Genomic DNA, 24,891 nt, shown 5'->3' on the forward strand with positions numbered 1-24,891 from the left:
ATATTCAAATTTTTTGTTGAGGTGAAGAAAAAAATGAGCAAGGTTCCTTATGAAGTATACACGGAGGATGTAGAAGCTCTGTCCGTGCTGTCTCCTGACGGCGAAATTGTTAACAAAGACATGATGCCTAAGCTTTCCGACGATCAATTAAAAGAAATTATGTATCGCATGGTATTTACCCGTACTTGGGATGACCGTGCAGTAAACCTTGGCCGTCAAGGCCGTCTTGGTTTCTATGCTCCAGTATCTGGTCAAGAAGCTACAATGGTTGGTAGTGAATTTGCAATTGAAAAAGAAGACTTTGTATGTCCTGGCTATCGTGACATTCCGCAACTCGTATGGCATGGACTTCCTCTTTATCAAGCATTCTTGTACTCCCGTGGACACCAGCATGGTGGACAAATTCCGGACGGCGTTAACGTATTGATGCCGCAAATCATCATTGGTGCTCAAATTCTGCACGCAATGGGTATTGCTATGGGTTACAAATTGAAGAAACAAAAACAAGTGGTTATCACGTACACAGGTGATGGCGGATCTTCCGAAGGTGACTTCTATGAAGGTCTGAACTACGCTGGTGTTTACAAACTGCCAGTTATCTTCTTTGTACAAAACAATGGTTATGCCATCACAACTCCTTTTGCTAAACAAACAGCAGCTCTGTCCATCGCTCATAAAGCGGTAGCAGCAGGGATCAAAGGTGTTAAAGTTGACGGTATGGACATCTTCGCTGTTATCAAAGCGGTTCAGGAAGCTGCTGAACGCGGACGTAACGGAGAAGGCGCTACTTTGATCGAAGCGGTAACTTATCGTTTCCGTCCACACTCCCTTTCTGATGATGCTTCCAAGTATCGTACGAAAGAAGAAGAGGCTGAGTGGAGCGAAAAAGATCCAATCGCACGTTTCGCTAAATATCTGGAGAAAAAAGGTCTGTGGACTGAAGAAGATACAGCACGTGTGAAAGAAGAAGCAAAAGCAAAAGTGAACGAAGAGATCAAAAAAGCGGAAAAAACCGAGAAAATGACGATTTCAGGCTTGATCGACAGCATGTTCGAACAAACGCCTAAGCACTTGGAAGAGCAAAAAGCTGATTTCCAATAAGTTTTTTCCGATAAAGCATAAACATCCGGCGCCGGCACTGGTGTCTCGGTATACATGTATGAATTCAAATGTGAACTGTCAATGTTTAAGGAGGAAATGAAGCAAATGGCACAATTGAACATGAAAGAAGCAATTCGTGATGCGCTTCGCGTAGAGCTGAAACGTGATCCTAACGTTCTGCTTTTCGGTGAAGACGTAGGTAATGTAGGCGGCGTTTTCCGTGTAACGGAAGGCTTGCAAAAAGAGTTTGGCGAAGAGCGTGTATTTGATACACCGCTGGCTGAATCCGCAATCGGCGGTTTGGCTGTAGGTTTGGGTATTCAAGGCTTCCGTCCGGTAGCTGAGATTCAATTCGTAGGTTTTATCTTCGAAGCCCTTGACCAAATGGTAGTTCAAGCTGCTCGTATGCGTTTCCGCTCTGGCGGTAAATACAATTCTCCGATCGTATTCCGTACACCATTTGGTGGCGGCGTAAAAGCGGCAGAATTGCACACTGACTCTCTGGAAGGTTTGCTCACGCAAACTCCGGGTATTAAAGTGGTAGTTCCTTCTAACCCTTACGATGCGAAAGGTCTGATGATCGCTTCCATCCGTGACAACGATCCAGTATTCTTCATGGAGCACTTGAACCTGTACCACGCTTTCCGTGCAGAAGTACCTGAAGAAGACTATGTTGTTGAATTGGGTAAAGCGAACGTTGTTCGTGAAGGTTCCGATGTTACCATCATTACTTACGGTATGATGGTTCATACTTCTGTAAAAGCTGCAGAAGAACTTGAAAAACAAGGTATCAAAGTTGAAGTTATCGACCTTCGTACGATCAGCCCGATCGATATCGATACAGTTGTTGCTTCCGTGAAGAAAACAAACCGTGCAATTGTTGTACAAGAAGCTCAAAAGAGCGCAGGTGTTGCGGCTGAAGTCATTGCGCAAATCAATGAAAAAGCAATCCTGCACTTGGAAGCACCGGTTCTGCGTGTAGCTGGCCCGGATACGGTATATCCTTTTGCACAAATCGAAGATACATGGTTGCCTAACCCGGCGCGTATCGTTGCTGCGGTTAACAAAGTCATGAACTTCTAATTCAATCATCTGACATGCCGCAAGGCGCAGTATGGTGATTCACATCGTAGCGTAAGCTGCACTGTAAACAGCCATTAGTCCCTTGATTGACAGTTATTTGCGCTCGCAGTAACAGTTGGTTTTTGGAGCTAAGGGTTGTTTTCAGGATTGAGCAAATAATCAAGGAGGTTTTTCAGTTGGCTAAATTTGAATATAAATTCCCTGAACTGGGCGAAGGCCTTCACGAAGGCGAAATCATCAAGATGCACATCAAAGTCGGGGACAAAGTAACTGACGACGATATCATCATGGAAGTACAGAACGACAAAGCGGTTGTTGAAGTTCCTTGTCCGGTAAACGGAACAGTAACTGAAGTTTTCGCTAAAGACGGTCAAATCTGCCACGTTGGTGAAGTTGTAGCGGTTATCGATGCAGAAGGCGAACTGCCTGAGCAAGACGACGCTCCTGCTGAAGACCAAGGTGCGCAAGAGAAAGACGCAGCACAAGGCGGAGCAGACACTAGCGGTTCTTCTGCAGCAGCTTCAAGCTCCAATGCAGCTCAAGAAGGCGGCAACAACAGCGTTCCTGCAGTTCCTGCAAAAGACGTTTTGGCTACGCCAAGCGTTCGCAAATTTGCTCGTGAGCAAGGTGTAAACATCGCTGAGGTTAACGGTACTGGCAACAACGGTAAAGTAACCAAAGAAGATGTGGAATCCTTCAAAAATGGCGGCGGATCTTCCGCAGCGGCAACTTCTTCCGAAGCTCCGGCTCAAGAAGAGAAAAAATCCGCAGCACCTGCAGCTGCAGCGGCTGATCAACGCCTTGAAGAAGAGCGCGTACCTTTCAAAGGTATCCGTAAAGCGATCTCCAATGCAATGGTTAAATCGGCTTACACTGCACCGCACGTTACAATCATGGACGAAGTGGACGTAACTGAACTGGTTGCATTCCGTACTCGCATGAAACCAATTGCAGAGAAAAAAGGCACAAAAGTTACTTACTTGCCATTCATCGTTAAAGCATTGGTTGCAGCTTCCCGTCAATTCCCAGCGTTGAACGCAATGATTGATGAAGAAGCAAATGAAATTGTATACAAAAAATACTACAACATCGGTATCGCTACAGATACAGACAACGGCCTGATCGTTCCTGTAATCAAAGATGCTGATCGCAAATCCATCTGGATGATCGCTGATTCCATTCGTGATCTGGCAGCTCGTGGACGCGACGGCAAACTGAGCGCGAACGAAATGAGAGGAAGCACAATCTCCATCAGTAACATCGGTTCTGCTGGCGGTATGTTCTTCACTCCAATCATCAACTTCCCAGAAGTTGCTATCTTGGGTACAGGACGCATCAGCGAAAAAGCGGTTATCAAAAACGGCGAAGTTGTTGCAGCACCTGTAATGGCATTGTCCTTAAGCTTCGACCACCGTATCATCGATGGCGCAACAGCACAAAACTTTATGAATTACATTAAACAGCTGCTCGCTAACCCTGAGTTGCTTGTTATGGAGGTGTAAGATATGGTAGTAGGCGACGCTTCTCTCAATATCGACACATTAGTAATTGGTGCAGGACCTGGCGGCTATGTAGCTGCCATCCGTGCTGCACAACTGGGCCAAAGCGTATTGATCGTAGACAAATCCGAGCTGGGCGGGGTATGTTTGAACCGCGGATGTATCCCATCCAAAGCTCTGATCTCTGCTGCGCATCAATATGAGTCTGCTCTTCACGGCGAAGCTTTCGGTATCTCCGCCGAGAACGTAAAAGTAGATTTTGCTAAAACTCAAGAATTCAAAAACGGCGTTGTTAAGAAAATGACTGGCGGCGTAGCTGGTTTGCTCAAAGGCAACAAAGTTGAAGTTTTCAACGGTGAGTGCATGTTCATCAACGAAAACGAAGCTCGTGTATTCAACGATCACGAGTCACCACGTTACAAATTCAAAAATGCAATCATTGCAACAGGTTCCCGTCCAATCGAACTTAAACCTTTCCCGTTTGGCGGACGCATCCTGTCTTCGACAGAAGCATTGAACTTGCCTGAAGTACCAAAAAGCATGATCGTTATCGGCGGCGGTTATATCGGCGCTGAGCTTGGTCAAATGTACTCCAAATTCGGTGCTAAAGTAACAATCATCGAAGGTTTGGATACTGTACTGCCAGGTTTCGATAAAGACATGACTAGCCTTGTGGCTAAAAACATGAAGAAAACAGGCATCGAAATCGTAACGGGTGCAAAAGCGGAAAGCGCTGAGCAAACGGATAAAGATGTAACTGTTAAATATTCTGTAAATGGTGAGTCCAAAGAAGTAACTGCAGATTACCTGCTCGTTACTGTAGGACGTCGTCCTAATACAGACGGAGAACTCGGTCTTGATATGATCGGTGTTGACGTTGATGAGCGCGGATTCGTTAAAGTTGACCACCAAGGTCGCACTAGCATCCCGCACATCTTCGCAATTGGTGATATCGTATCTGGTCTTGCTTTGGCACACAAAGCTTCTTATGAAGGTAAAGTGGCTGCGGAAGCAATCGCTGGACAACCATCTGTAGTAGACTACAAATGTATGCCAGCTGTTGTATTCACAGATCCTGAGTGCTCCAGCGTAGGTTACACGGAGAAAGAAGCAAAAGAAAAAGGTTACAAAGTAAAAGCAGGTAAATTCCCTTACGCGGGTAATGGCCGTGCAGTATCTTTGAACCATGCTGAAGGCTTCGTGAAAATCGTTGCTGACGAAGAAAGTGGCCTTGTATTGGGTTGCCAAATCGTTGGTCTGGAAGCTTCCAATCTGATTGCTGAGCTTGGTCTTGCAATCGAGATGGGCGCAACTTTGGAAGATCTGGCGCTTACTATTCACGCTCACCCAACTTTGGGCGAAATCGTGATGGAAGCAGCGGAATTGGTAATGGGTCACCCGATCCACATCATCTCCCGTTAAGATCATCGAAGCATCGGATTCGTCCGGCATTATATGTTAATTCAAAAGAGGCGAATAACGCTAGTGCGTTGTTCGCCTCTTTTTGATTTGTGTTAAATGATGCTTTTGAAGCGTTATATGGGTTTTAAACTATTCGTATTTAAGTACTAAGGCTTTGATTAAGTTTCGAGCCTTTTGCCAACGTGACCAGTATGGTAAACTAATTAAATGATCAGACCTCTCGAAGTCTGTGGCCCAGTTGGGTATGAGTGCGTAACATATATAGAGATGCGAGGAGATACCAACATGAAAAACTATCTCGATTTATTACAAGATATATTGGATAACGGCGTTCACAAAGGGGATCGTACTGGAACAGGGACACAATCTGTCTTCGGTAGACAGCTCCGTTATGACTTATCCAAAGGTTTTCCGCTTGTAACGACCAAACGAATTCACCTGAAGTCAGTTATTCATGAGTTGCTGTGGTTTTTGAGTGGGGATACGAATATTGCTTATTTGAAAGAAAATGGTGTGAAGATCTGGGATGATTGGGCAGACGAAAATGGCGATCTTGGACCTGTCTATGGCTCTCAATGGCGGACATGGGAAGCGCCAAACGGGGAAAAAATAGATCAGATCGCTGCTGTTGTAGATTCCATTAAAAATAATCCGGATTCCCGCCGTCATCTGGTGAGTGCGTGGAATGTGGCCGAGATTAACAATATGAAATTACCGCCTTGTCATTTCGCGTTTCAATTTTATGTGGCTGAGGGTAAACTATCTTGTATGCTGACGATGCGCTCCGTGGATACGTTCCTTGGTCTGCCATTTAATATTGCCAGCTATGCGCTTTTGACACATATGATTGCACAGCAATGTGACCTGGAAGTGGGCGACTTCATTTGGTCGGGTGGAGATGTGCACATCTATTCCAATCATGTGGAGCAGGTGAAAACGCAGTTAGAGCGGGAGCCTTTTGCTCTGCCTAAGCTGGTGATCAAACGTAAGCCTGATTCGATTTTTGATTACAAATTTGAAGATTTTGAATTTGAAAATTATGAGCATCATCCGGGCATCAAAGCTCCAATTGCAGTCTAATCTAAATGAGCGATAAGCGATTATCTGTGAAACGGTGAGGATGAAGCCTTTATAAATGGACGGTTTCAAATAGAAAGGAGTGTGCGGCTTTTGAGTATTGAATTGGTATGGGCAATGGGAGAGAATGGTGTGATTGGACGTAATAACTCTCTTCCTTGGCGATTGCCAAAAGATATGGCTTTTTTCAAGCAGCAAACGATAAACAAAACGATTATTATGGGACGTAATACGTGGGAATCATTCGGCGGCAGGCCACTCCCTCACCGTCGTAATATTGTTGTAACCCGGGACTTGAATTATAGAGCAGATCAAGCAGAGATCGTACATACGATTGAAGAAGGTCTGAAGGCTGCTCAAGGTGAAGAGCTTTGCGTGATTGGAGGTTCTCAGGTATATCGGGAGTTATTACCGTTTGCGGATCGGCTTGTCGTCACCAAAATTCATGAACAATTTGAGGGAGATACGTTTTTTCCGGAAGTAGATTGGAGCGAGTGGGAGTTAAAGAAGCAGATCGAAGGCGAGCAGGATGAGAAAAACGTATATCCTTTTACATTCGAGTTTTACGAGCGCAAACGTTAGAAAAAAGTTAAAGACACTGAACACGCTAATTTTCCGTGAACAGTGTCTTTTTTTATTCTATGTTTTTTGAAATGATTGTGAACAGTCATTTGAAATATTACTTTATTACATCAATATGACATATAGACTGGTGAATTTTGCATAATATACATTGGATCAACTTGCGTTTATGGTTGAATAGTATAAGAACTGTAGGATTTCAACGTTGTAAAGCTTTAAATCAAACTTTATTTTCGTGAATGAGCATAAATTTTTCTAAAAAGCTTGAATTTAATGATAATTTATCTTACATTTATATGACGTTATTACTTTTTCAGTTCTCAACTTTCGCTTGCAAAAAAGCATTATACTCTGTTTTAAGACCAAATTTAAGCTATTGACCATACGTTCATTTGAACGATATGATGTATAAAATACAAATAATTATGCGGATAATCCATTTAATATTCAATGTCGTAAATGCTACTATAATTGAAATATCTTTGAGTAGATTTTGTGATACAATAGACAAAAACTCAGGTTAAAAGAGTAATCCATTTCATATAGAGCCATACGCATGAAGGGATTAAGACAAGAACGGATGGGGGAAACGTAAGATGTCTACACCTACTGGATTTATGGAATACAAACGGCAGCTCCCTGCGGATCGAGAGCCAACGGAGCGTATCAAGGATTGGGAAGAGTTTCATAAACATATGGCTGAAGAAGAACTCAGAACACAAGGTGCAAGGTGTATGGATTGTGGTACCCCTTATTGTCATACAGGTATAGATATGACTGGGGGTACGTCAGGCTGCCCGGTTCATAACCTGATTCCAGAATGGAATAATCTCGTTTATCGCGGTTTGTGGAAGGAAGCGCTGGAGCGCCTTCACAAAACAAACAATTTCCCGGAGTTTACAGGCCGTATCTGCCCAGCTCCTTGTGAAGGATCATGTACAGTGGGCCTGATTGGTCAGCCTGTAACGATCAAAACCATTGAAGAAGCTATTATTGAGAAAGGTTTCGAAGAAGGTTGGGTTGTTCCACAGCCACCGGAGAAACGTACAGGCAAGCGTGTAGCTGTAGTCGGTTCAGGTCCGGCGGGACTTGCAACAGCGGCTCAATTGAACAAGGCTGGACATACGGTAACAGTATATGAACGTTCAGACCGTGTCGGCGGATTATTAATGTATGGAATTCCAACGATGAAGCTGGATAAAAAAGTGGTACAACGCCGTGTAGACCTGCTTGCAGCAGAAGGAATCCAGTTTATTACGAATACAGAGATCGGAAAAGATATTCCGGCTGAGCAACTTGTTAATGATTATGATGCTGTTGTTCTGTGTGGCGGTGCAACCAAGCCACGCGAATTTAACATTGAAGGTGCTGACCTGAAAGGTGTGCACTATGCGATGGACTTCCTGAATGGAAGCATCAAAAGCTTCCTAGACTCCAACCTGGAGGACGGTAACTATATCTCTGCAAAGGATAAAGATGTCATTGTAATTGGTGGCGGGGATACAGGTTCTGACTGTGTTGCTACATCGTTGCGTCATGGTTGCCGTACGATCACGCAATTTGGTACACATACTCAGGCTCCGCTTGAGCGTGATCCAATCAACAACCCTTGGCCGCAATTTCCAAACGTTTATACACTGGATTATGCACAAGAAGAAGCCAAAGCATTGTTTGGCCAAGATCCACGTGAATTCTCTATCATGACCACCAAATTTGTGGGTGATGAAGAGGGCAATCTCAAAGAACTGCACACTATTCAAATCGAACGTATTGTTGATGAGACAGGCCGCAAAATTTATCAGCCAATTCCAGGCACAGAGCGTGTATTCCCTGCGCAGATGGCGATGATTGCCATCGGTTTTGACGGACCGGAGCAAACACTGGTTGAGCAGTTGGGACTTGAAACGGATCGCCGTACGAACTTGAAAGCACGTTATGGCAAATACAACACCAACGTAGATAAAGTATTTGCAGCGGGTGACATGCGTCGGGGTCAAAGTCTAGTGGTATGGGCTATCAATGAAGGCCGTGAAGCCGCTCGTGAAGTGGATAAATATTTGATGGGCGCAACAGTGCTGGTATAAACCAGTACCATCGTTCAATCTTCCTGCCTTTTTAATTTATTTCATAAATTGTTTACATTATGAATAAAGCCATGAATACCCCTCGCATATGCGAGGGGTATTTGCTATACATTTTTATCTATAAATCTTCCGTGAATTTTTCCATTTCTGATGACAATGTGAATAAGAGCATTGCATTTTCTAAGATAAAGACTTATTATTATATTATAATTATTATAAATAAGATCGAAGACCAATTGATTCGGTGTGTGAAATTGAATGCTAACTATGACGATGCTGTCTTATAAAAATGACAATGAATTGAGTACATTATTGCAGATACGTTTAAGTAAGAACAGGTAACATAACATATAACGGAGGTGCACCCGTATGGCAAGTAATCGGGACAAGTCCATTTCAGAGCAAATTCATCAAATCAAAAGCCAATTGGTTGATAAAGGATATAAGCTAACTCAGCAACGCGAAGTGACGGTACGTGTATTGTTGGAACATGAAAAAGATCATTTTAGTGCGGAAGAAGTGTTTCTTCTGGTAAAAGAAAAGTTTCCGGAGATTGGACTCGCAACCGTTTATCGCACTTTGGAGCTACTCAGTGACCTGCAGGTTGTAGAGAAAATTAACTTTGGCGATGGAGCTGCACGCTTTGATTTGCGTAGCACAGACGGCTCACACCATCATCATCACTTGATCTGTACGGAATGCGGCAGTGTGGAAGAAATTATGGAAGATGGATTGCTTCGATTGGAGCAACAGGTTTTGCGTCAGTATGGTTTTGCTGTGACCGATCATCGACTTGATTTTCAAGGTGTGTGTAAAGAATGCAGACAAAAACATGAGCTTGATGAGCCAGCAGCCGGTTAATTCATCCCGGATAGGTGCTCTTGAATCCAAAATCTGATATAATAAGTTTCAGAAGCAGGGGCTTCCGTCGGCGGAAGGCCCCTTTTTGCCGTCATACTGGCGGTTAGGAGGAGAGATGGACGGATGAAGACACTGGTTATTGCGGAGAAACCCGATATGGGGAGAACCATTGCCGCCGTCATAGAACCAAAAGCCAAAAATAATCGCACGTATCTGGAAGGTGAACAGTACATTATCACCTGGGCGATTGGGCATTTGCTTGGACTGGCTGAACCGGATGCCTATGATTCTAAGTACAAACGCTGGAACATTGCGGACTTGCCGATCATTCCGGATCAATTCAAAATTGTACCGAATCCCCGGACAAAGGATCAGCTCAAAATCATCGGCGAACTCGCAAAACGTGCTTCAGCGATCGTTAACGCTTGTGATGCAGGGAGGGAAGGGCAATATATTTTTGCTCTGATTCAGCAACAATTGAAGCTGCGCCAGCCTGTAAAGCGTCTGTGGATATCCGATTTGACAGCTGAAAGTATTCGGCGTGGATTTGATGGACTGAAAGATGCCGCAGAATTCGAAAATCTGACTTATGCTGCCCGTGCACGCAGTGAAGCGGACTGGCTGATTGGCATGAATGCCTCAAGGGCGTTTACAACCAGGCATAATGCACTATTGTCTGTTGGACGTGTGCAGACACCTGTGCTAGCGCTAATCTATGATCGTGAGATGGAGATTGAAGCATTTCAGTCACAGACGTTCTATGAAGTAGCAGCCTGGTTTCGGCAGGAAGGTGTTGAATACCGCGGTGTACGTCAAGGAGATAAACTTACGGATGCAGAAACGGCAGAAGCTATTGCAACCAGTGTAAAGGGCAAAACAGGTCAGATCATTAAATATGAAGCCAAACAAACCAAGGAATATCCATACCGGCTGTATGACCTGACTCTTTTACAGCGTGAAGCGAATGCAAAATATGGTTACGGGGCGAAAAAAACGCTGGATATTGCTCAAGCCCTGTACGAAAAACATAAAGTGATCTCGTACCCGCGTACAAATTCCAACTATGTAACAGAGCAGAACATTGAAGGTATGCACAAAACGCTGAATTTGCTTAAAAACGGAACGTACAGTGAGCTGGCTTTGGGTGCAAAGCCGGAATTGGTGCATAAAAATAATAAAGGGGTCTGCAATCCGAGTCGGGTGGAAGATCACCATGCGATTTTGCCAACGTTGAAACGACCAGGTACGCTGTCCAAGGATGAGCAAAATATTTATGATTTAATTGTGAGACGTTTCCTTTCTCATTTCTATCCGGCAGCCGAGTATAAACAGCATACGGTTCTTACGGAGGTCGAGAAACATCAGTTCAAAACGTCTGTAAAAGAACTATTATCCATCGGTTGGAAAGTAGTGCTTGGTTCTGGCGATCAAGAACAAGGTGCTTCTGGCAAGAAAAAAGCGAAGAAAAATAGCAATGAAGAAGAGGAAGCAGAGGAATGGACAGACAAAGCTTTCGCTGTTCAGCCTGACTTGCCTGTTCAATGTACGAAGAGTGAGTTCAAGGAGAAAGCCACTCAACCGCCCAAAAGTTACACCGAGGGCACACTGCTCAAAGCAATGGAGAGTGCAGGTAAACAGATCGAGAACGAAGAACTTCGTGATGCGATGAAGGATAGCGGTCTGGGAACTCCAGCTACACGAGCGGCTACGATTGAACGTCTCAAAAACGTAGGTTACATTACGATGCAAGGGAAAAAGATGCAACTGACGCTGAAGGGACGAACAGCGATTGAATTGATCCGCCGTGCCGGTGTAGATTTGTTGACCTCGCCTGAGATGACGGGACAATGGGAGCGCCGGTTACATCAAATTTCTAAAGGTGAAGCTGAACAGGACAAGTTCATGGAAAACGTCAAGAAGTTTACGTTATCTATCATTGAAAAAGTGCGTGTACAGGCTCCGGCTGCTGCTGATGCCTTTGGTGAAGATGCGAGAGGCAAAGGTAAGGGGAAAGGGAGAGGAACTGGCAACAAAGCAGGCAATAAGGCTATGAGTGTTGGCAAAACGACCAAGACATCAACAGCACACTCGGTTTCAAGCAAAGGTGCAACTGCGCAATCGGGCACTGCAAGTTCTGGCGCACGTGAAGTACTTGCTTCATGCCCTTCACCTGGCTGTACCGGGCATATTATTGAGGGCAAGAAGGGTTATGGCTGTTCCCGTTTCAAAGAAGGATGTACATTTGTTGTCTGGAAAGAATATGCTGGCAAAAAAATAACAAGTACGATGCTGAAGTCTTTGATAGAGAAGGGGAGTACGCAAGTTCTTTCGTTCAAACGTAAGGATGGAAGCACGGTGAAGGCTCGTATTATTTTAAAAGATGTAGTCACGGGTCAATTATCCGGTGAAAAACAGGAAGCATAATCATAGGCATCACAGGCATAATTGAAAGTAAACAAAAAAGAACCCTTTAACCAAGGGTTCTTTTTTGTTGTTTCTGCTTGATATCCTCATGAATGACTTTGGGGACTTCCTCCAGTGCTGTGATGGTATACATCGAAGTTTCCGGATTCGGCTGCAGTTCAACAATATTATATTGCCATTCGTTAGGCTGTTTAATATAGATGCTGTGAATTCCGGCATTCACGGCAGGCATAATATCTGTACGAAGCGAATTGCCAATCATCCAGGTTGCTCGCCGGTCAAACGGACCTTTGGACAGAATGCCTTCCAATGCTTCAATATTTTTGTGCTGACGAATGTAGATTCGATCATCGAAATAAATAGAGAGCTTCATCTGATCAATCTTTCTCTGCTGGATGACGGTCTCACCGCCAGTGTACAAGTATAGGGAGTGCCCGGCAGACTTCAGTTCCTCCAACGTTTCTACCATATGCGGATAAGGCTCAACGTCCTGAGTGTAGACACTCATGCCCAGTTTGCTCAAATACGTTTCTTCTTTGGTTGATGTCGCACGCTCGTATTTTCGAGAAAAATATCGATACGTATCAATCAGGGACTGTGGAAAATGGTGACTTGCAAATCCGACTTTGTTCACGCCAGTCACATCGATTTCGAGTTGCTTCTCCCGAATCTGCTGTGTGGTCAGGGCATGTCCGTCAAACCATTGTTGCATGTTCTCAAAGAACTCACCCAGAACAAGATTAAAATATTTGTTGCAATACACGAGTGTATCATCAAGGTCAAACAAGATATGTTGTTTAAATAAGGTCAACGCTAGTTCACTCCTTGCCTACGCTTGCCTGCGGATCATTCACTATCTTATAAAATAATTCGTTAGATGCGAATGTAGGACTCTAAAAACATATTCAATTCAGATACTCCGTCAGGTCTGATGCTATATTTTTCTTTACGATTACTTCCTAGTAAATGTGTGCGCAGTAAACCTGCAATGCGAAGAGCTGTAACCTGATCTTTGACAGGATCTTGTTCTTTACCAAGCTCCTCACACATCTCCGAGAGTGACTTCGGTTCGTCGGAAACGTATCTTAACAGACGAAGTCTTTCGGGGTCGGCCAATGCATGTGTGAACCTTAGCAAGCACGTTGGCGGCTCATCTTCACTTTCTTCAGGTATATCTACGGGATACTGAATAATCATCATGCCTTCATAAAAGCAGTACATATTAATAGGGCGGTTATGCACCGTTGGGAATAGAATCACTTCGTTTAAACCAGCGATTGGCTCCACTATAACACCTGCGGTAGCATATTCAATTAACAGTTCAGGGCCCATTTTTTCGAGCAAAATGCGTTTTTCTTCAGCATCCTCTTCGAGCCAAACCCGATGATCTTCGCTAATGTTCCGGCAATAGTGCTGATCCCATAGTCGCAATAATGGGACGTAGCTGTTCCGAATACGCGTCGATTCTTCTATCGTAAGTTCCGGCATTAATGGCGATACGCGCGCAAATAATTCGTCAGCCGAAAGCTCTGTGAGCATGTCCAGAAAGTCTTGATTTTCTAAAGTTGTATTCTTATATGCTGCCCAGGCGAACAGGACATCAAAATCGTCAAAAGGCCACGTAGCAGCGGGTGCAAGCGCAGCTCGCACGTTGGAACTTAGCTTGCGCTCAACGTCCAGAATCCATTCAGGACCAATGTCCAGATGCTGAATCCACTTTTTCGTGACATAAACTAAAAAGCTGTTGAGCATCTCATATATCGGTGAAACATCAATTTTAACGTGATAAGCCATAATGATGCAGAATCCTCCCGTCACATCTAGGTATTCACAGCGACTTATGTACTATTATGGCTTGTTTTACCGGGCGTTGTCCACTATAATGTTCAAGTTCAGGGCTTAGTCCTGATTTATAAGAAAGTATACATCCATATGAATAACAGCCTGGAGATCGTCAGCGATGGCGATTTTTCTTTGTTTGCGCTTGCAGGAGGAATGAAATATCGTGGCTTTGATGTTCAAATCTAAAATATCACCCTCAACTTTTAATTATTTGATTTTGATTACCGTGATTGTTGCGGCGGGGATCAGTCAGGGATTGTTGCTGCCTGTCTTATCCATTTTTCTGGAACAGCAAGGGGTGTCTCCCGGGTTAAACGGGTTAAATGCTGCTGCGCTCTACATTGGTTCATTCGCCATGACACTGGCAGCCGAACGTTTACTAGGAGCATTGGGATTTAAAAAGCTAATTGTTGGTGGTCTTATTCTGGTTATGATTCCCTTGGTCTTGTTCCCGTATTTTCCTGATATTAAAATATGGTTTGTACTGCGTCTGATTGTTGGTATCGGCGACAGTGCTTTACATTATGCAGCACAGCTGTGGGTGCTGTTAGTCACTACTCCAGAGAAAAGAGGACGTTATATTTCTCTTTATGGTATGTCTTATGGACTGGGTTTCAGTATCGGGCCATTAGGAATCAAGTTGCTCGGGTTTGGTGATGCTGTTCCATTTTTAGTGCTGTTTCTTGGCATGGCGGCTGTGCTCATTCTAGTACTTATGAAGCTTCCGGATACGAAGCCGGAAAAAGCAGAACATGCTCATCTTCCAGAAAGACGCTTTCGCCGCAGTTTCGCTTGGGCATGGTATGCACTGTTGCCAGCTCTTTTATACGGTTATATGGAAGCAGGCATGAACAGCAATTTTCCCGTATACGGACTTCGTGTGGGATATGATACCGATCAGATTGCCTCTTTGCTTCCTTTTATAGGGATTGGTGGACTATTCCTGCAGCTTCCGCTCGGAATATTAAGTGACCGATATGGTCGAAAAATAATTCTTATGATAGCCGGAATGGGCGGCGGTCTAGCATTTACGCTGGTTCCTTTGGCGGGTACCCATTTCTGGCTGACACTTGTGCTATTGCTTATTGCCGGAGGGCTCGTCGGTTCATTTTTCTCGCTGGGACTCGCTTATGCCGCAGATATTTTACCTAAAGTGTTGCTGCCCGCAGCCAATGTGGTAGCGTCCTTTCACTTCACGATAGGAAGCATCGTTGGACCGAATCTGGGAGGTCAGTTGATCAACTGGGTTTCACCTGGCAGTATGTTTGTCATGCTTGGATGTATGTACTTTATTTTTGGTATCACAGGACTATCATTTCGACGTAAACGCGAAGCGGAATTTGTGTTAAAATAGAAGCTGGTGTTCGCATGGAAATTGATGTCCATTTCCGAGTACACTAGTAGTAGGGAAAAACATGGACAAGAGGAGACATCGCGATGATCAGAGTGGAGAACTTGAGCAAATCCGTTGGAGCGGATCGTATTCCGATTCTACGTGATATTCGTTTTGATATGCAACAAGGGGAAATGATTGCGGTGGTCGGCTCCAGCGGGAGCGGCAAAAGCATGTTGCTGAAATGTTTGGCGATGAAGGAGACGTGGGATTCAGGACGTTTTACTGTTGACGGCATGGATATTTTGAAAGAGGGCTGGAGCGGTAAACAAAAAATCCGGCGGGAATGGGCATACTTGGAACAGAACCCGCAGTTATATCCTAGAAAAACGGCTCTAAAGAACGTACTTATCGGGCGTTTTGGTCAGACACCATTATGGAGAATGGCAACAGGCATGGTACGATCAGATGACTACATGGGAGCGATGGACCACCTCGAAGGCCTGGGGTTACTGGATAAAGCGCATCAGCTTGCTGAAAAAATGAGCGGCGGCGAAAAGCAGCGAGTAGCGATTGCAAGAGCACTTGCTCATGGTGCCAAGGTTGTTCTGGCAGATGAACCTGTCATTGGACTCGATCCACATACGGCTGATGCTGTACTGGAAACGCTGCGCAAATTGTGTGAAGAGGAACGAGCTACGGTCATTGCCGTGTTGCCCATTGAACTGGCAGAGAAACATGCTTCGCGAATCTGGGGAATCGCAGAAGGCAGGATCGTTTTTGATATACGAGGACGGAGATTGACACAACAGGAGAAAAATCAGATTTAAAATGAGTGCTTAATGAAAAGAGTGATGAAATTGCTTAATTCGCGATGGGGACGCTGCATGGCAGCGGGTTCAATGGCTGTTCTGCTCGGAACCGTGCTAAGTGGCTGTACAGTGATCAGTGACCCCAAGCTTCTAATGAAGCCGCCGATGATGTCGACGGACAAAGAGAAACTGTATAACATTGTGCAAAAGGAAACACCGCCTGAAAGTAAATTGATTCGGCCTAAAGATATGAGCAATACCAGCATGATTCGTGTGGAAGACCTGAACGGTGACGGTATTCGCGAGGCGAGTGTTTTCTACGAGACCCCTAATGAGAATGTGCGTATCCACGGTATGATTTTGGAAGAGCAGGGAGGAGCCTGGGTCAAAAAACTGACGTTTGATGTGCCAGGCAATGAACTGGAATCATTCAAGGTTATGGATATTACAAATGACGGTAATCCGGATATCGTTCTTGGTGTGAGCCTGCAGGATCAAAAAGCTTTGACCGCATACTCCTACAAGGGCGGGGTTTTGGAACAAGTGCTGGGCGGTGTACCGTATAATCAGGTGATTATTGATGATATGCAGGGTAACGCGCTGGATTTAAGCGGAGATGGTAAGAGTGACTTTGTTGTGGTTTCGCTGAACGCCAGTGGTTTTGCCAGCATTGCATTATATCAGTATCAGGATGATAGTTTTAAGGAAATGGATCGTGTTGTTACGGACTATACGGTTAAAGAAGTGTACAACGCCCTTGGCGGTGAGATTGCGGATGGAAAAATGGGGATTGTACTGGATGCAGATCTCGATGATCGAAGTTCGTTTACACAGATCATGTATGTAAAAGACAATAAACTCGTTAGTGCTTTTAAATCACCGGATCAAACGTACAGAGATGACAAAATTTTAAGCGGTGATGTGAATAATGATGGTATTATTGAGTTTGGATTAAAAGAAACACCCAAAGGCTGGGAGCACTACGTATTTGATTCACGAATGTGGTTTTATACTTTCTACCAGTGGGATGGTAAAGAGGGGAAGAAATTTGTGTCGTTCCAGTTCCGGGATGATGCGGATTTGTTCCATCTGAACCTAAAACCAGAATGGTATGGCAAGATCACGATTGATACCAAATCGGAGAAGGAAAAATATATTCGGTTCAAAATGATCAAAACGGATGAAACCGTAGCCGAGATCAAATATTTTACGTTTTCTCAGTGGGATCTTGAAAAGGGAAAGAGCTGGAAGGAAATTACTCGAACGAAAGATCGAGTGATTGCATCGCGTGTTGCACAATCTGAGGCGGGCAAGGACGCATTAAGCAAAAACTTCTCAGCTGAATAGAAAGGAAGAACTTGATGAGTAAAGTACTTATTCTTGAGGATGAAGAATCCATCCGCAGTTTTATCGTCATTAATTTAAAAAGAAATGGATTCGAAGTGCTGGAAGCTGGCGATGGTCATGAGGCCTTACGCATTTTGCAATCTGTACCCGATATTGATCTTGCACTGCTGGACGTTATGGTTCCCGGCATTGACGGGTTTGAAGTATGCAGGCGGATTCGTGAAACGAACGAACGGCTCGGTATTATTTTCTTGACAGCCAAGGTTCAGGAGCAGGATAAAGTATATGCCCTTTCCGTAGGGGCAGACGATCATGTAAGCAAACCGTTCAGCCCGACTGAACTGATTGCGCGAATTCAATCGTTGCTTCGTCGTGTTAACGTACACCGTGAAACTGCGGCTAAAGTAACGTTCCAATCGGGGCCGTTTTCACTGGATCTCATCTCCAAACAGTTTAAAAAGAATAATGAAGCTATTGAATTAACACCCACGGAATTTTCTTTGATTCAGTTCTTCCTGGAAAAAGAAAATACGCCGCTGAGCCGCGACTTGCTACTGGACCATGTGTGGGGCAAAGAATATATGGGTGATCCTAAAATTGTTGATGTGAACATCCGTCGTCTACGTCAAAAAATTGAGAACAATCCTTCCGAGCCTGAATACCTGCAAACTGTATGGGGTCACGGGTACAAATGGAAGGGCCGGGATCAATGATCAAAAAGGGGATCACGCGGCAGATCGTATTACACTACTTTATTGTCGTTTTCCTCGCTCTGGTACTTGTTGAGTTTGTGTTTATGCTAGCTGTGCAGCGGTATTATTATGAGAGCATTTACAATACCATCAGCACGCATATTACCAATAACAGGGACTTCCTTGAGCCCATTGCCAGAGCTAGTAATGGGGAAGACGGCAATAACAACTTGTCCCGGCTTCTGGTGCGTCTGGCGTTAGATAATACCGAACTAGAAATTTTGGATCTGAATGGTCGTGTGCTGGCGAGTTCGACAGCATTTGAATCAGATCGAGCGGTATTACAAACGAGCGATATTATGCAAGCCTTAAACGGGGATATGGGACGATGGATTGGCAGACAACCCAACACCGGCGAATCAGTGATGGCGGTTGCCAATAAATTCGATCTGGGCGGTGAAAATACGTACATTGTACGTTATCTGACTTCGCTCGAATCTGTAAACTCCAAGTTACTTGTCATGGGGTTACTGGCTATTGCCGTAGGCGTAGGTGTACTGGCCATCGTGTTAATTATCAGTATTGGAATGGCCAACTCCATCGTCCGTCCAATTAATAGCATTACAGCGGTATCTGCTCAGATGGCGAAAGGACGGCTTGATGTCAGGGTCAAAGGGAATTATAAACATGAACTGGGCGAACTCGCATCAACGCTTAACTTCATGGCTCATGAAATTGTGCGTAGTAATCAGATTAAAGACGATTTTATTTCGTCCATTTCCCATGAACTGCGCACACCACTGACCAGTATCAAAGGCTGGAGTGAAACGCTTGATTCAGGTGGATACGATCCGGAAGAAACACGTATTGGTATGGGGATCATCGCGAAGGAAACGGAGCGATTGATTGGGCTCGTGGAAGAGATGCTCGATTTCTCCAAACTGCAGCAAAATCAGATGAAGCTGGTTAAAGGCACGGTTAATATCCGTGAAGTTGTGCAAGAGACCATGCTGAACGTATGGGCTAAAGCTGAACAAAAGCAGGTACATCTAAAGTTGGAGACGGACGAGACACGTGCTTACAATGTATATGGTGATGGCAATCGTTTGAAGCAGGTGTTTTTAAACATCGTGGACAATGCGATCAAATTCTCACATGAGAACTCATGGATATTCCTCACGGTGAAAGAAGAAAATGATCAGATCGTGGCCGTTGTGCAGGATACAGGTATCGGAATCAGCGAAGAACATTTGATTAAAGTAAGGGATCGTTTCTTCCAGGTAAATCACCAAAATGGGGGTACGGGACTTGGTCTTGCCATTACCCAGGAGCTTGTGGAACTGCATGAGGGCACCATTACGATGCAAAGTGAGCTTGGATCGGGGACGACGGTGACTGTATCCTTACCGATGCTTAAGCAAGAGATAGCGCCAGTGGAACACGATATGACAAGTGGGGGAGCGCTGATTGAAGCTGATAAACCTGGGAAAGCGGCAAACGTAACTTCGGAGTCAGACCAGAATGACCAAATACAGGCTCATGACCCATCAACGGAGGGCGAGAAGCGCTAATTCGTCATTGTCACAGATACGGTTGTAGCAGACAATAAACATCATATACAGTGAGACCAGAAAGGCGAGCCATAATGGCTCGCCTTTTTACATCTAAGGAACATCATAAGGAAATTATGAGGATAATTCACCAGCACGGAGACGACCACTTTTTTCATACACTTCTTTGAGAATACGTACAGGTTGCGTACGTACGGCTGGTTTAGGTGCGACGATCTCATTCGGACCTACTACAACAATTTCATCTGCTGTACCTTTAACAATGGCACCATCTTTGATAATGGCTCCTTCGCCGATAATAGCACGTTCGATATGAACACCACGGCCTACGCGTGCATTAGGCATAATAACACTGTCAAGCACTTCAGAGCCTTTGCCAACTTCAGCACCGCAGAAGATGACGGAGCGTTCAGCACGGCCTTCAATAGCGCAAGAGTCGTGAATCATGGAAGCCAGATGTTCCATTTGAGTTTGTCTGGCTTTGATCGCGCTTGGTTTGGAGCGCCATTCGCGGGTGAACATAGGCCAATCTTCTCGCTGCAGACTCCAGTTCTCTTCGTTAGATAACAGATCCATATGCGCATCCCAAAGGCTTTTCACCGTACCAACATCTTTCCAGTAGCCATTGAAGTTATATACGTAAAGTGAATTGGTTTCATTTAACATCTGTGGAATAACGTCTTTTCCGAAGTCATGACTGGAATTTGGATTCGCAGCATCCTTAAGCAAGTGACGTTTCAGATATTGCCAATTAAACATGTAAATCCCCATGGAGGCCAAGTTGCTTTTTGGTTCAGCTGGTTTTTCAGCAAATTCGGTCACACGCATGTTTTCATCTGCAGCCATAATTCCGAAGCGGTGAGCTTCGTCCCAAGGCACTTCCATTACGGAAATAGTTGCTGCTGCATTATTAGCCTTGTGTGTTTCAAGCATTTCGCGGTAATTCATATGATATATGTGGTCGCCCGACAAAATTAGAACATTTTCTGGGTTTTGCTGGTCAATATAGTCCATATTTTTATATATGGCATCCGCAGTTCCCAAGTATTCGTCATTTCCTGTATGATAAGATGGAAGCAAGGAGATTCCGGTCTCATTTGAATCACCATGTGCCCATGGCTCTCCTTGACCAATGTGTTCGTGCAATGATTCCGCTTGGTACTGCGTCAGAACACCTACAGTGTCGATCCCTGAGTTAACGCAGTTACTGAGAGGAAAATCAATGATCCGATAGTGCCCGCCAAACGGTACAGCGGGTTTTGCAATTCTCGAGGTTAAAGGAGCTAATCGCTTTCCTTCTCCTCCCGCCAACAGCATAGCGATGCAATCTTTATTAAACATGATTGTTTCCCTCCCAAAATATTTGTGCAGTGTAGTACATTAGTAAACGAAAGCGAAGCTTCTGAAACGATAGCTATTGTAAAAATTCTGAAAAAATACATCATTTTTTAAAACAACGCATTTTTCTTTTCAACTTGGCTAGAATGGGGTAATGGTTAACGTTATATCTATTTTCTGGAGAAAAGAAGGTGATCCCATGGCTATTGAACCGTTGGCACAACCGGATATGTTATCTGATCATATTTATTTATTTCATGAAGGTAATCTTCATCACAGTTATCGAATGTTGGGCGCGCATCCTGAGACTCGCGATCACCGTCAAGGATTCCGTTTTACCGTATGGGCACCCAATGCCGTAGAAGTGGGACTGGCTCTGGACCGTAATGGATGGCAAGGGGAAAAGGAACCTTTATATAAGATACCCGAATCTGGATTTTGGAGTCGTTTTTTTCCGGGAATTGAAGAAGGTACTTTATACAAATTTCGTATTTTAACGGAAAACGGAACTGAAATTCTCAAAGCAGACCCTTATGCATTTGAAGCGGAAGTTCGTCCTCAAACGGCGTCAATCACAAGTTCCCTTGAAGGTTACAAGTGGAATGACGGTGCATGGAGACGTAAACAACGCTCCATGTATAACAAACCTCTACATATTTATGAAATGCATTTGGGTACATGGAAGCGTAAGGACGATGGAAGCCTGTATAGCTATCGTGAGATGGCGGATTTGCTTGTTCCTTATTTACTTGAAATGAATTATACCCACGTTGAAATGATGCCCCTTAGTGAACACCCATATGACCTGTCATGGGGATACCAGAATACCGGTTTTTACGCACCTACAAGCCGCTACGGGCAACCCAAAGATCTGATGTATTTGGTGGATACACTACATCAGGCGGGCATTGGTGTATTGCTGGATTGGGTACCGGCTCACTTTGCCAAAGATGAGCATGGTTTACGTCTGTTTGATGGTACACCTCTCTTCGAGCACGCAGATCCAATGTTAGCCGAGAAGCCGGGCTGGGGAACGCTTAGTTTTGATTATTCCAAACCTGAGGTTCGCTCATTCCTTATTTCGAATGCACTGTACTGGATGGAGATGTATCATTTTGATGGACTCCGTGTTGATGCGGTGACGAGTATGCTTCGTCTTGATTTTGAAAAGGAACCAGGTCAATATCGTACAAACGATGAAGGTGGCCTGGAGAATAAAGAAGCTGTCGCATTTTTACAACAGTTGAACACCACTGTATTCGAATATTATCCTTATGCTTTAATGATGGCTGAAGAATCCAGTGCATGGCCAATGGTCACCATGCCAGTAGACAAGGGTGGTCTGGGGTTTAACTATAAATGGAACATGGGCTGGATGAATGATACGTTAGATTACATGGAATCTGATTTTCATGAACGTGCTTCCAAACATCATTTGCTAACATTTCCGGTTGTATACTCCTTTTCTGAAAATTATGTGCTTCCACTTTCTCATGACGAGGTGGTGCATGGTAAAAAGTCCCTTTTGAACAAAATGCCAGGAAGTTATGAGCAGAAATTTGCGGGTATGCGTGCGTTCCTCGGTTATTTCATGACATTTCCGGGCAAAAAGCTGTTGTTCATGGGTGGAGAGTTTGGCCAGTTCATCGAATGGAAAGATGAAGATCAGTTGGACTGGTTTTTGCTGGACTATGATAGTCACCGCAGCCTGCACAAGTTCGAGCGCGAGCTTTCTGAGCTGTACGTCCGTGAAAAAGCTTTATGGGAGCTTGATCATTCCTTTGACGGTTATGAGTGGATCACTCCGGATGACCAGGGCCAAAGTGTCATTTCATATGTACGCAAAGGAAAAAAACCTGCGGATACACTCCTTGTGCTCATTAACTTTCAGCCTGTCAAAAGGGAGCGTTACCGGATTGGCGTCATGCGTCCCGGTATGTATACCGAAATATTGAATAGTGATCATTCGGATTACGGTGGTTCAGGGATAGTTAATGATATGCTGATCCCTACGGAAAAGATTCCATTTCACGGGCATGCAAACAGCCTGGAAGTGGATTTACCGCCGCTAAGTATCGTTATTTTAAAAAAGAATACACGCCGGAAAACGGAGCCCATCGCTGAAGGTAGCGCTTCCGTGAAATCGAAAAAAAAGACGGAAAAAATTACTGAAAAAAAAGAAAATAGCAAGTCTAAACCAAAGAGGGGGACTAAGGCATGAATATATTATTTGCAGCAGCAGAGGCCCATCCGTTTATCAAAACGGGGGGGCTGGCTGATGTAATCGGTGCTCTGCCGCAGGCGTTGAAAAATAACGGAGCAGATGTACGTGTCATTTTGCCGAAATATAAGGGGATACCTGAAGAGTACAAAGAAGCGATGGAACCTGTGCTCGTGACAGATGTTCCACTTGGTTGGCGCAGAGCCTACTGTGGCATTGAAATGCTGGAGTATGAAGGAATTCCAGTTTATTTTATTGACAATGAGTACTATTTTGCACGGGATGGCGTTTATGGGTACATGGATGACGGCGAGCGATTTGCATTTTTTAACCGTGCGGTGCTTGAGGTGCTCCCACAGATTGATTTTAAGCCGGACGTTCTGCATACACATGATTGGCATGCGGGTATGATTCCGTTGTTGTTAAAGGCTCACTATGCACATGATGCGTTTTATAGTGAAATCCGAACGGTTTTCACCATACATAATTTGTTGTATCAAGGTGTATTTCCGCACCAATTGTTCAGCGAAATTTTGGAGCTTGATGATCGGTATTTTACGATGGAAGGCGCCGAATATTATGGGAATGTCAATTTCTTAAAAGCAGGTATTGTGTATTCTGATCATGTGACAACGGTAAGCCCAACCTATGCCAGAGAAGTGCAGACTTCGTATTATGGGTATGGACTGGATGGATTACTGAGTTCGCTCGGGGATCGCTTCAGCGGCATTGTGAACGGCATTGATACCAAAAGTTATAACCCGGCAACAGACAATAAAATTGCAGTCAAATATAGATCAAGCTTGTCGAAAAAAATCGAGAATAAAATCGAATTGCAAAAAGAACTGGGACTTCCGGTTCGTCCAGATGCACCACTGATGGTCATGGTGACCAGGCTCGTTGACTCCAAAGGATTGGATCTGGTATGCCGTGTTCTGGATGAACTGCTCTACTACGATGACATTCAATTCGCCGTGCTGGGGACTGGAGATTCAGCTTATGAACATTGGTTCAAAGAGGCTGCTAATCGGTATCCACTAAAAATGTCAGCACAGATCACATTCAATGACGGGTTATCTCGTCGTTTCTATGCGGGTAGTGACATCTTCCTGATGCCATCCAAATTTGAGCCGTGTGGAATCAGCCAGTTGCTGGCATTGCGTTATGGAAGTGTACCACTGGTAAGGGAAACTGGGGGATTAAACGATACGGTCCAAGCTTACAATGAGTTCACAGGAGAAGGTAACGGCTTCTCATTTACTAGTTTTAATGCACATGACATGATGAATACCATTCGGCGTGCAGAAGAGTTCTATCGGAAGCCGGATGAGTGGAAGAAAATTGTGAAAAACGCAATGAGCGGGGAATACAGCTGGGATGTATCGGCGGAGGAATATATGGATATTTATCGTCGAATTCAGATGTGATTTAGAAATAAGGTTATATTTACGTATGGAGTGCCGCAGTTTAAAAACTGCGGCTTTTGCTATTACAAAAAATGGAGTAAGTTTGGATGCCAGACTTGAATTAAATCATTCAATGCGGTCCAAACATACCCCAGAATCACATGCGGTCCTTCTTTTTTAAAGATAGCTCGGTGTA

19 protein-coding genes are annotated in these 24,891 nt (G+C 44.3%); 16 read left to right on the forward strand and 3 right to left on the reverse strand.

Features of this window, described 5'->3' with window-relative positions; translation table 11 throughout:
* Positions 1–33: 33 nt before the first annotated feature.
* The 9 genes from pdhA (at position 34) to ABIE27_RS09165 (ending at position 12,133) form a co-directional block, all read left to right on the forward strand.
* Positions 34–1,101: a pyruvate dehydrogenase (acetyl-transferring) E1 component subunit alpha gene (gene pdhA / locus ABIE27_RS09125; RefSeq protein WP_090916691.1), complete on the forward strand. Its 1,068-nt coding sequence runs from the start codon at positions 34–36 to the stop codon at positions 1,099–1,101.
* Between the two features lie 105 nt (positions 1,102–1,206).
* Complete coding sequence (locus ABIE27_RS09130) at positions 1,207–2,184, forward strand: alpha-ketoacid dehydrogenase subunit beta (RefSeq protein ID WP_111271698.1); 978 nt, start codon at positions 1,207–1,209, stop codon at positions 2,182–2,184.
* Between the two features lie 176 nt (positions 2,185–2,360).
* Positions 2,361–3,686, forward strand: a complete 1,326-nt coding sequence (locus tag ABIE27_RS09135) for a dihydrolipoamide acetyltransferase family protein (protein WP_429350363.1) — start codon at positions 2,361–2,363, stop codon at positions 3,684–3,686.
* Positions 3,687–3,689: 3 nt separating this feature from the next.
* Positions 3,690–5,105, forward strand: a complete 1,416-nt coding sequence (gene lpdA, locus ABIE27_RS09140) for a dihydrolipoyl dehydrogenase (RefSeq protein ID WP_123065714.1) — start codon at positions 3,690–3,692, stop codon at positions 5,103–5,105.
* Positions 5,106–5,390: 285 nt separating this feature from the next.
* A complete protein-coding gene (thyA, locus tag ABIE27_RS09145) occupies positions 5,391–6,185 on the forward strand; it encodes a thymidylate synthase (protein ID WP_123065713.1) in 795 nt (264 codons plus the stop codon).
* Between the two features lie 90 nt (positions 6,186–6,275).
* Positions 6,276–6,764 (forward strand): dihydrofolate reductase, encoded by a 489-nt coding sequence (locus ABIE27_RS09150; RefSeq protein ID WP_429350364.1) that lies wholly within the window; start codon positions 6,276–6,278, stop codon positions 6,762–6,764.
* 596 nt (positions 6,765–7,360) lie between these two features.
* Complete coding sequence (locus ABIE27_RS09155; RefSeq protein ID WP_429350365.1) at positions 7,361–8,848, forward strand: glutamate synthase subunit beta; 1,488 nt, start codon at positions 7,361–7,363, stop codon at positions 8,846–8,848.
* A 369-nt stretch (positions 8,849–9,217) separates the two neighbouring features.
* Positions 9,218–9,709 (forward strand): Fur family transcriptional regulator, encoded by a 492-nt coding sequence (locus tag ABIE27_RS09160; RefSeq protein ID WP_275670045.1) that lies wholly within the window; start codon positions 9,218–9,220, stop codon positions 9,707–9,709.
* Positions 9,710–9,832: 123 nt separating this feature from the next.
* Positions 9,833–12,133 carry a DNA topoisomerase 3 gene (locus ABIE27_RS09165; protein ID WP_429350366.1) on the forward strand — a complete coding sequence of 767 codons (2,301 nt, stop codon included), beginning with the start codon at positions 9,833–9,835 and terminating at the stop codon, positions 12,131–12,133.
* Positions 12,134–12,179: 46 nt separating this feature from the next.
* Here the strand turns inward: ABIE27_RS09165 and ABIE27_RS09170 are convergent, their stop codons facing one another.
* Positions 12,180–12,944 (reverse strand): HAD family hydrolase, encoded by a 765-nt coding sequence (locus ABIE27_RS09170; protein WP_123065709.1) that lies wholly within the window; start codon positions 12,942–12,944, stop codon positions 12,180–12,182.
* A 62-nt stretch (positions 12,945–13,006) separates the two neighbouring features.
* Complete coding sequence (locus ABIE27_RS09175) at positions 13,007–13,927, reverse strand: ArsR/SmtB family transcription factor (RefSeq protein WP_123065708.1); 921 nt, start codon at positions 13,925–13,927, stop codon at positions 13,007–13,009.
* Between the two features lie 220 nt (positions 13,928–14,147).
* On the opposite strand from ABIE27_RS09175, the gene ABIE27_RS09180 reads away from it, so the two are divergent.
* From ABIE27_RS09180 to ABIE27_RS09200, 5 genes are all read left to right on the forward strand, one after another.
* The gene (locus ABIE27_RS09180; RefSeq protein WP_429350499.1) at positions 14,148–15,329 is read left to right on the forward strand and encodes an MFS transporter; all 1,182 of its coding nucleotides are present in this window, start codon (positions 14,148–14,150) and stop codon (positions 15,327–15,329) included.
* An 83-nt stretch (positions 15,330–15,412) separates the two neighbouring features.
* The gene (locus ABIE27_RS09185; RefSeq protein ID WP_123065707.1) at positions 15,413–16,138 is read left to right on the forward strand and encodes a phosphonate ABC transporter ATP-binding protein; all 726 of its coding nucleotides are present in this window, start codon (positions 15,413–15,415) and stop codon (positions 16,136–16,138) included.
* A 12-nt stretch (positions 16,139–16,150) separates the two neighbouring features.
* The gene (locus ABIE27_RS09190) at positions 16,151–17,467 is read left to right on the forward strand and encodes a hypothetical protein (RefSeq protein WP_205127939.1); all 1,317 of its coding nucleotides are present in this window, start codon (positions 16,151–16,153) and stop codon (positions 17,465–17,467) included.
* A gap of 14 nt (positions 17,468–17,481) precedes the next feature.
* Entirely contained in the window at positions 17,482–18,180 is a 699-nt protein-coding gene (locus ABIE27_RS09195) for a response regulator transcription factor (RefSeq protein ID WP_090916668.1), read from the forward strand.
* The gene (locus tag ABIE27_RS09200) at positions 18,177–19,730 is read left to right on the forward strand and encodes a sensor histidine kinase (protein ID WP_123065705.1); all 1,554 of its coding nucleotides are present in this window, start codon (positions 18,177–18,179) and stop codon (positions 19,728–19,730) included. The genes ABIE27_RS09195 and ABIE27_RS09200 overlap by 4 nt, the downstream gene beginning before the upstream one ends.
* Before the next feature lie 114 nt (positions 19,731–19,844).
* Here ABIE27_RS09200 and ABIE27_RS09205 read toward each other — a convergent pair whose 3' ends face one another.
* Complete coding sequence (locus ABIE27_RS09205) at positions 19,845–21,071, reverse strand: glucose-1-phosphate adenylyltransferase (protein ID WP_123065704.1); 1,227 nt, start codon at positions 21,069–21,071, stop codon at positions 19,845–19,847.
* Between the two features lie 196 nt (positions 21,072–21,267).
* On the opposite strand from ABIE27_RS09205, the gene glgB reads away from it, so the two are divergent.
* Together glgB and glgA are read left to right on the forward strand one after the other, a co-directional pair.
* Entirely contained in the window at positions 21,268–23,289 is a 2,022-nt protein-coding gene (gene glgB, locus ABIE27_RS09210) for a 1,4-alpha-glucan branching protein GlgB (protein ID WP_429350367.1), read from the forward strand.
* The gene (gene glgA / locus ABIE27_RS09215) at positions 23,286–24,716 is read left to right on the forward strand and encodes a glycogen synthase GlgA (protein ID WP_429350368.1); all 1,431 of its coding nucleotides are present in this window, start codon (positions 23,286–23,288) and stop codon (positions 24,714–24,716) included. Before glgB ends, glgA begins: the two co-directional genes overlap by 4 nt.
* Positions 24,717–24,891 lie beyond the last annotated feature (175 nt).

The organism is Paenibacillus sp. 4624 (assembly GCF_050435065.1).
GTDB classification, from domain to species: Bacteria; Bacillota; Bacilli; order Paenibacillales; family Paenibacillaceae; genus Paenibacillus; species Paenibacillus amylolyticus_D.

What these genes read in the sequence shown, in the direction of transcription:
- ABIE27_RS09190 (WP_205127939.1), top strand. Translation starts at nt 16,151, where the DNA reads ATGAAAAGAGTGATGAAATTGCTTAATTCGCGATGGGGACGCTGCATG.
- lpdA (WP_123065714.1), top strand. Translation starts at nt 3,690, where the DNA reads ATGGTAGTAGGCGACGCTTCTCTCAATATCGACACATTAGTAATTGGT.
- ABIE27_RS09185 (WP_123065707.1), top strand. Translation starts at nt 15,413, where the DNA reads ATGATCAGAGTGGAGAACTTGAGCAAATCCGTTGGAGCGGATCGTATT.
- ABIE27_RS09180 (WP_429350499.1), top strand. Translation starts at nt 14,148, where the DNA reads ATGTTCAAATCTAAAATATCACCCTCAACTTTTAATTATTTGATTTTG.
- glgB (WP_429350367.1), top strand. Translation starts at nt 21,268, where the DNA reads ATGGCTATTGAACCGTTGGCACAACCGGATATGTTATCTGATCATATT.
- ABIE27_RS09130 (WP_111271698.1), top strand. Translation starts at nt 1,207, where the DNA reads ATGGCACAATTGAACATGAAAGAAGCAATTCGTGATGCGCTTCGCGTA.
- ABIE27_RS09205 (WP_123065704.1), bottom strand. Translation starts at nt 21,071, where the DNA reads ATGTTTAATAAAGATTGCATCGCTATGCTGTTGGCGGGAGGAGAAGGA.
- pdhA (WP_090916691.1), top strand. Translation starts at nt 34, where the DNA reads ATGAGCAAGGTTCCTTATGAAGTATACACGGAGGATGTAGAAGCTCTG.
- glgA (WP_429350368.1), top strand. Translation starts at nt 23,286, where the DNA reads ATGAATATATTATTTGCAGCAGCAGAGGCCCATCCGTTTATCAAAACG.
- ABIE27_RS09160 (WP_275670045.1), top strand. Translation starts at nt 9,218, where the DNA reads ATGGCAAGTAATCGGGACAAGTCCATTTCAGAGCAAATTCATCAAATC.
- ABIE27_RS09200 (WP_123065705.1), top strand. Translation starts at nt 18,177, where the DNA reads ATGATCAAAAAGGGGATCACGCGGCAGATCGTATTACACTACTTTATT.
- ABIE27_RS09195 (WP_090916668.1), top strand. Translation starts at nt 17,482, where the DNA reads ATGAGTAAAGTACTTATTCTTGAGGATGAAGAATCCATCCGCAGTTTT.
- ABIE27_RS09165 (WP_429350366.1), top strand. Translation starts at nt 9,833, where the DNA reads ATGAAGACACTGGTTATTGCGGAGAAACCCGATATGGGGAGAACCATT.
- thyA (WP_123065713.1), top strand. Translation starts at nt 5,391, where the DNA reads ATGAAAAACTATCTCGATTTATTACAAGATATATTGGATAACGGCGTT.
- ABIE27_RS09155 (WP_429350365.1), top strand. Translation starts at nt 7,361, where the DNA reads ATGTCTACACCTACTGGATTTATGGAATACAAACGGCAGCTCCCTGCG.
- ABIE27_RS09175 (WP_123065708.1), bottom strand. Translation starts at nt 13,927, where the DNA reads ATGGCTTATCACGTTAAAATTGATGTTTCACCGATATATGAGATGCTC.